A 7117-nucleotide genomic window follows, 5' to 3' on the forward strand; every position below is an offset into this window, starting at 1 on the left:
CTGAAATCAACCCGCTTCACCATCAACTCCATGAATCCCTGGGGTTCTAATGCCGTAAGTATATCCTGCATCGCATAATTTTACCCACTAGTACAGTTGTAGCAAATTCCGCCGACATTTGTCTGCATAATTATCCCTTTTTTTTATTAAAGTTTTATGTCTTGTCTGGGAGTGGAGTGGAAATTTTAATTAAGAATTGCTGGGAGTAAATTAAATAGGGGCTAGGGGCTAGGGGCTAGGGAAGAAGAATTTACTAGCCTCTAGCCCCTCTTAAAATATACAGCAGATTGTCGGTTTATGAAGTACACCCAGAAACCGGGCTTCTCAAAGAAACCGGGTTTCTCTGTACCTCACATACCTGAAAATTGCTGTAAGTCTAGCCATTATTAGCACTCGATTATTTTATTCCCATCGAAATAAATTAAATTTTATGAATAATCATTTATTTTTTTTACCCAAAGATAAATAACAGGAACAACACCAGGATAATTATCAGAATAGAAGCTCCCAAGATATAGGGGAGTTTTCCACGAGGTTTACTCTCTATAGTCTGGGGAGATACCTCGCCCTTCATAGATTGTAACCACTCAGCTACTCGTTTCGACTTCGGTAAATCTGGGTGTAGCTTAGTCAGAGATTCTTGCCAGAATCGAACCGCATTCTCCGGATCGTTTTGTTGAGCATAGATTATACCCATATTTGCTAAAGTTTGTCCTCCTCGATAGCTATCGCCTAAATCTTCAAAAATCTCCAAACTCTGCTTGTATCGCTCAATCCCTTGCTCCCAGGAATTTTGCTGAAAGTAAACATTGCCCAAATTACTCAAACTTTTAGCAACACCAGGGCGATTGCTTAACTCAGTAAAAATACCTAAACTCTGTTCATAACAATTACTTGCCTTTTCCCAATTACCCTGAAGAGAATAGACATTACCAAGATTAATTAAAGTTTCAGCTTCTCTCTGATGATTTCCCAATTCCCGACTTGCTTCTAATCCTAACCCATGACTCCTTTCCCAGTCAGCCCAATAACCATGAATATTAAAAAAGTTAACTAAATTTCTCGCCAAAGATACCACAATCTCCCAATCCTCAGCTTGGTGCGCCCACTCCACCGAAGCCAAAAGATTAGAGCGCTCCATTTCCAACCAGTTAAGAGCAGTTAATAGCAAATTTCCCTCAATAATATTAGCTCTATCTTTACCATTAATCGAAACCGATGCTAACTGTCGGCGCGTCTCTGGATTTAGAGCCACATCCGCAATTTCAGCAGTTTCCAAATACCAGCGACTAACTCTTAAACGAGCTGCCTGTCTTACTTCTGCTGGCTCTTCTTGAGCCAAATGTCCTCTGGCAAATAGGCGCACTAAATCGTGAAAATAATAGCATCCTTCACTCCCTACTTCTAGAAGCTTCATTCCCACTAGAGTTTTAAAAGCATCGGAGGCTATATCTGGATCTGATTCTAATAAAGAAAGAGCAACTTCTGGCTCAATATTTAGTCCAACCAGCAATCCTAGTAAGCGAAATAAACGTGCCGGAATTTCCGACAATTCCTGATAACTTAAAGTAAGATTGGCTCGGACACCCAAATCGCTAATGCGTAAATTTTCTAATCTTCCCCTTTCATCTGCAAGTTTATTGGCGTAATCTGATAATTGCCATTCCGGTTTATTATTCAGAATACCACTAGTAATTTGGATCGCTAGCGGGAGGCGATCGCAAAGCTCTATAATAGTTTTGCTTGCTTCTGATTCAGCCTCCTTCCGTTGTACGCCAACTAGATTATATAAAAGTGCAATTGCTTCCTCTTCAGTCATTCCTGAAAGTTCAAGTATTGTCTCTTCTGGGAAACCAGTCAAGCGTCTACGAGTCGTCACCAAAACAGCACAACTAACACTTTCCGGTAGCAACGGACGAATTTGGAATTCATCACGAGCATTATCTAATAGTATCAATACCCGTTTTTTTGATAATAACGAACGATAAAGTTCGCTCCTCTCTGTTAAACTTTGAGGTATTGAAGCCTCATTTACACCCAAAACCCGCAAAAAGCCCGCCAGTACCTCTAAAGGTTCGAGGGGTTGTCCTTCTGTTCCCCGCAGGTTAACGTATAGTTGAGCATCAGGAAAATCTGACTTTAATTGATGAGCAACATGAAGCGCCAAAGTTGATTTACCAACTCCAGCGATACCAGTCACAATAGAAATTTTACTTTCTATTTCTCCAGTTAGTGTGACTTGTCTTAACTGAGTTAAAATGCGATTACCTTCAGTTTTACGTCCCGTAAAATCCTTCAAATCAGGTGGAAGCTGATGGGGTGGCGTAATTTTATGCAAACGATACTGAAAAATCTCCGTGACTTTTTTATAGTCAACGGCAATAGAATCTTGGACTAAACCGTGAAAGTGCAGTTCATATCTTGGGTTATCTCCAGTCATTTATGACTCCGGTAGCTACAATTTTAGATTTTAGATTTTAGATTTTAGATTTAATAGGACTTACGCAGCAACACTACTAATGGTGGGAATGGTGCGTTATGCTACGCTAACACACCCTACAAATAGAGAATTTGCGTAAGTCTTGATTTAAGTCAAATCTCAAATCTAAAATCTCATGATAATGGACAAAATCAACGACTATAACGCCAGCTTTAATTCAGTCAGAGTCCGTTTAATTTCTAACATCAATACTCCCTGTTTCGCTTCTTTAGTAGCCAAGACAAGAAAGACGGCATCTTCACCGCAACTGGTCAAAATGCTAAAGCCTTGATTTCCTTCAACATAGATCCGGTCAATAGAACCGCGAATCAGTTCTTTCCCAATCCTCTCTCCCAAGGATAGCATAGCAGCAGACATAGCGGAAACCCTTTCCTCATCCATACCACCCGGTAAGCTAGAAGCCAGCGGCAAACCATCTGGGGTAACCATTGCCGCTCCCTCTACATCACTGGTTGCTGTGACAAAACTTTGAAGGATATTACCCAGTTTTTGGGAATTAATAGCCATGGTTATTCTCCTGTTACAATTCTAAAGATTATCCTGATTTCTCCGAGAGAGTAACTGTTAAGTGAGATTGTCGATAATGATGCTACTATCACCTACTCAATTAACGGAGAACGCTGAACTCAAAAACATCTTGTTCGCCACCTCGCAAGACTGATTCAATTTGTTTCCCCCGCAAGCGTTTAGCGAGAAAAGATTCTAAAAACCCTTGTATAGCTCCTAGTGTAAAAGTGCATTGCCGTGGAGAACCTTGGGGTTCACCTGCTGAACAAACAGTTTCGCGGGTATAGACTTTGTAGACTTCGCCATCTTGTTCCATCTTGTCTATAATACACAAGCGAGTCCCATCTTTCCCTAATACACTACTAACCTTAATGGAGACATCTTCCAGGGAAATTTCCGATCCCTTATTATTTAAACCTAAATCCTCTGCTAACTTTTTACCTCGCTGGCGACCTGCTGAAATCAAAGCGATGGCGGCTGCTTTTTCTCCAAGTGCTTCTTCTATACCAACCACGACAGCTTTGAAACAGACAATGCTACTGAAATCGCCTAGTTGTTGGCGCACTTGATCCTCTGCAATTGACATTAATCCTACCTCTCTTGCTCTGCTAATATTGATTGATGGAATAGCCAAGTACATCCTGAAAATTCAGTACTTACGCAGTGACTCTACTCATAGTTGGAATGGTGCGTTATCTTTTTCTAATCCACCATTCATGGAGGGTTTCCGTAAGTACTGAAATCATTACTACTTAGTTGGCTTATAGTAGATGATTGACAATTTTAAGTACTTATAGCAGTCGCCCGTGTTAAGGCATTCTCAGCTACCAAATTTTAACAATGGGCTTAAGCCCATTGTCCTAACCGCTGTGGCGGTTGCTGTACCTGCTGTACCTATAATCATAATAGTATTTTTCTATGATTACCCCCATTCCTTTAAGATAATTTAAGAGTCTTCATGTCTGTTTCTATTTAAAATAGATATTTACACAATAAAATCAGTGCTGTATATTAATATACAGCGCTGATAAAAAACTATCTAGATAGAAATAATTTATTGCCTAGGATTATAAAATTATCAATATCACCAGGCAAGAATCAGTAGGATTACTGAGTTAGATAAGCAACAGTCAGTGACTAAAGCTCGTGAGACACCAAAACGGATAAGGCTTCAATAACTGAGGTTCTGATATTGGGATTAACCGTAATAATTGGCGGGCTATTGTTAGTATTGGCTATTCCTATACTGTCTGCAATCTCTTCTGGAGATAATGCGTCTGGACAATCCCTATGAGTCATACCAATAATAAAAGGGACTTGAACTCGCTCGTTCATAAAGGTGAGAATCTCGCGAGCATAAGAGAAACCATTCGGTTGATTAGCTGCCACTAACAGAATATAGCGATCGGCATCCTTAATCAAAATATCCCACATGAAATCAAAGCGAGATTGACCAGGAGTGCCGTAGATATGCAGATCCTGATCGTCGAGAATCAGTTTGCCAAAGTCAAAGGCAACAGTGGTTTTTTTCTTAACTGACAAGCTTTTATCTGTGAGATCGCGTTCTATTTCTACCACATCAATATCACTAGCACTCTTGACAAAAGTAGTCTTTCCTGCCCCGACAGTACCCGCGATCACTACACGCAATTTTTTCATGAAATTTTGCTCCGAACAAACCTACCAAATCTAGCGAATAATCATCGATATTGACAACAAAATTATAACCTAATTTTTTTGTCCGATGAAGAGTGAAGAGGTGAAGGTTATCAGTTAATAACCTTCACCTCTTCACTCAAGATCTATCAGTTATCAACCATTGATTATGGCTCGATCCTGACTGCTTAATTGATTTACAGCAGATTGTAGGTTTATGAAGTAAACTCCAGAAACCCGGTTTCTTTAAGAAACCGGGTTTCTCTATACCTCACATACCTGAAAACTCCTGTATGTCGCTGTTAAGATTAGATAAAATACTTATCCCAAAGCGGACTTTAGTTCACCTAATGTTCGCTTAATTTCTAACATCAAAACGCCTTGTTTTGCCTCTTTAGTAGCCAGGACAAGAAAGACAGCATCTTCACCACAACTAGTCAAAATGCTAAAGCCTTTATTTCCTTCAACATAGATGCGATCGATAGAACCGCGAACCAATTCTTTACCAATCCGCTCGCCCAAGGATAGCATAGCAGCAGACATAGCAGAAACCCGCTCGTCATCCATCCCACCAGGTAAGCTAGCAGCCAATGGTAACCCATCTGGAGTTACCATTGCAGCTCCCTCAACATCAGCAGTTGCTGTAACAAAATTTTTGAGGATATACCCCAATTTCTCAGAATTGATTGCCATTATTTTACTCCTATTGATTTTTTGTCGAGATCGATCGTCAGATAAATGCTTCTATAAATGTATGGTTATAGAAGCATTTGTCTGATTACATAGAACCTGCACCAGTTGCAATTAGACGGCGGAATAAACCTTCAGACCATCCAGTTTCTTGGAGAACTGCTGCGGAACTTACTTCTACATAAGCTTGCTCAATGAATGCCAGATCGATCATACAAATCCGACTCAGAGCATCCCGTAATGCTTCATTTTTACCATCAACTTTTAACCGTTGACCAACCGCATTAATCACAGTTGCCATCGCTGGCACTACGTGCTGAGGACCAATGCCAATCTGAACATGAACTAGACCAATCCGCCAACGACGATCCGCATACCCATCGCCCCAGTTATCCATACCAGTAAACATTTCATAAAACCACTGGATAAAGGTTTCGCGCAGGCGGTGCATACGTCCTTCCTTAGCCTTCATAATGCCATCCATTTCTGGATCGTTACCCAAGTAGGTATAAAAGCGATCTGCCATCTCAGAGGCAATTTCTTTACCCCAATCCGCATTTTCTTTGAGCAAAGTTTTATCCTCAGATGTCAAGCAAACACGCTTTTCCATCGTCGCCATAAATGAATGGGGATCTAAGGGCATAATTTTCTCCTGTTGACGAGCGGTTAATTGGAATTGGTTTTCTTTAGTTGTAGCAATTTCAGCCGAGCTTTGTCTCTATTTCTCTGTGTAGATATCGTGAAGTTTTCACGAAAATCTTCACCGAAACTTTACAAACGGCTTTCCCCTAGGTTCTCTGAGTTTATCAAAATTTCAACCTCAGATCGAGCTGGAAATTACACGCTACTCTGAACTTGGGCTTTTCAGGCCTCAATTGCTATCCTTATCCTTTTCAGAATGGTTCCGGAGAATCCGGAGAATCCATCTGGACTCCTTGGACAGAAATTTCATACCACTTCACACGTCAAAAAAACTTTTGACAAAAAAAATGATACTTTATTTCTCGACCACAGGCTTATCTGGGCATCAATAAGCCCAAGACTCCACCTTATATGGCTGTTCAGTTTATTGACACCCACTAGACCACTATCTATCATAGCAGCACCTTGATTCTCAGACTCTGGAGGCTTCGATCCTTAATCCTTTTCAATGGTGAGGGGTTGAATCTGGATAATTTTTTAACACTCCCCGATCTGAACAGATTTGACTTTTGCTATAAATCCGTGTTAGCTTATCTTTAAATCAAACTAAATCTTGTTGCCTTTTGATGGCAAACACCGCCTTTCCATCAAAAGGCAACAAAACTGACTTGACATTCGATGCCAGGGTTTTGAATATTTCAGCCGTTCTCTGGGTAATATGAACTTTTGAGAACATGATAATAGCAAAGAGATTGCCCGAAGGTAATAGACCTCCAAACCCCAAGACAGACTTGATGGCGAAGGGAATCACAAATGACTCTTGACCAGGGATATAGGGACTGCCGAGGGCTTCAGATACGTGGAATACGTTCAGTTTCTTCTGCTCAAACTCGATCAAAAGATCGGGATTGGGTTCCAGTACCGTGCCTATCTCTAAACCGAATTGCCCGATCAGTTGCAAGATCATGGGAAACTGCGTAACCATATCTTTACTTACCAGCAGTTGCCCATCGTATTACCAGCGTCATACTCGTAATACCTACAACAAAAGTCTTGTTATTCCGGACTAGAGCGCCAGATTTATGGTTTAAATTTGTAAAGATTATTAACAAATTGTAATAC

Annotated in this window: 7 protein-coding genes; all 7 read right to left on the reverse strand. The window is 40.5% G+C overall.

Annotated features, from left to right (window positions below; translation table 11 throughout):
* Nucleotides 1–451 precede the first annotated feature (451 nt).
* The 7 genes from NJ959_RS23260 to NJ959_RS23290 all read right to left on the reverse strand — a co-directional run bounded on the left by NJ959_RS23260 (nt 452) and on the right by NJ959_RS23290 (nt 6980).
* Entirely contained in the window at nt 452–2440 is a 1989-nt protein-coding gene (locus NJ959_RS23260; protein ID WP_254014128.1) for a tetratricopeptide repeat protein, read from the reverse strand.
* Between the two features lie 198 nt (nt 2441–2638).
* On the reverse strand, nt 2639–3007 hold the full coding sequence (locus tag NJ959_RS23265) for a roadblock/LC7 domain-containing protein (RefSeq protein ID WP_254014129.1): 369 nt from the start codon (nt 3005–3007) through the stop codon (nt 2639–2641).
* Between the two features lie 100 nt (nt 3008–3107).
* Nucleotides 3108–3593 (reverse strand): hypothetical protein, encoded by a 486-nt coding sequence (locus tag NJ959_RS23270; protein WP_254014130.1) that lies wholly within the window; start codon nt 3591–3593, stop codon nt 3108–3110.
* A gap of 551 nt (nt 3594–4144) precedes the next feature.
* Complete coding sequence (locus tag NJ959_RS23275) at nt 4145–4666, reverse strand: GTP-binding protein (protein ID WP_254014131.1); 522 nt, start codon at nt 4664–4666, stop codon at nt 4145–4147.
* Nucleotides 4667–4984: 318 nt separating this feature from the next.
* The gene (locus NJ959_RS23280; protein WP_254014132.1) at nt 4985–5356 is read right to left on the reverse strand and encodes a roadblock/LC7 domain-containing protein; all 372 of its coding nucleotides are present in this window, start codon (nt 5354–5356) and stop codon (nt 4985–4987) included.
* A gap of 85 nt (nt 5357–5441) precedes the next feature.
* Nucleotides 5442–5996, reverse strand: coding sequence for a protoglobin domain-containing protein (locus NJ959_RS23285; RefSeq protein WP_254014133.1), 555 nt, complete (start codon nt 5994–5996; stop codon nt 5442–5444).
* 600 nt (nt 5997–6596) lie between these two features.
* Nucleotides 6597–6980 (reverse strand): hypothetical protein, encoded by a 384-nt coding sequence (locus NJ959_RS23290; RefSeq protein ID WP_254014134.1) that lies wholly within the window; start codon nt 6978–6980, stop codon nt 6597–6599.
* Nucleotides 6981–7117 lie beyond the last annotated feature (137 nt).

The sequence above is a fragment of the Limnofasciculus baicalensis BBK-W-15 genome, assembly GCF_024178385.1.
In the GTDB taxonomy this organism is placed as follows: Bacteria; Cyanobacteriota; Cyanobacteriia; order Cyanobacteriales; family Coleofasciculaceae; genus Limnofasciculus; species Limnofasciculus baicalensis.

Excerpts from the sequence above, each read along its gene's own strand:
- NJ959_RS23260 (WP_254014128.1), bottom strand. The coding sequence starts at position 2,440 with ATGACTGGAGATAACCCAAGATATGAACTGCACTTTCACGGTTTAGTC.
- NJ959_RS23265 (WP_254014129.1), bottom strand. The coding sequence starts at position 3,007 with ATGGCTATTAATTCCCAAAAACTGGGTAATATCCTTCAAAGTTTTGTC.
- NJ959_RS23270 (WP_254014130.1), bottom strand. The coding sequence starts at position 3,593 with ATGTCAATTGCAGAGGATCAAGTGCGCCAACAACTAGGCGATTTCAGT.
- NJ959_RS23275 (WP_254014131.1), bottom strand. The coding sequence starts at position 4,666 with ATGAAAAAATTGCGTGTAGTGATCGCGGGTACTGTCGGGGCAGGAAAG.
- NJ959_RS23280 (WP_254014132.1), bottom strand. The coding sequence starts at position 5,356 with ATGGCAATCAATTCTGAGAAATTGGGGTATATCCTCAAAAATTTTGTT.
- NJ959_RS23285 (WP_254014133.1), bottom strand. The coding sequence starts at position 5,996 with ATGCCCTTAGATCCCCATTCATTTATGGCGACGATGGAAAAGCGTGTT.
- NJ959_RS23290 (WP_254014134.1), bottom strand. The coding sequence starts at position 6,980 with ATGGTTACGCAGTTTCCCATGATCTTGCAACTGATCGGGCAATTCGGT.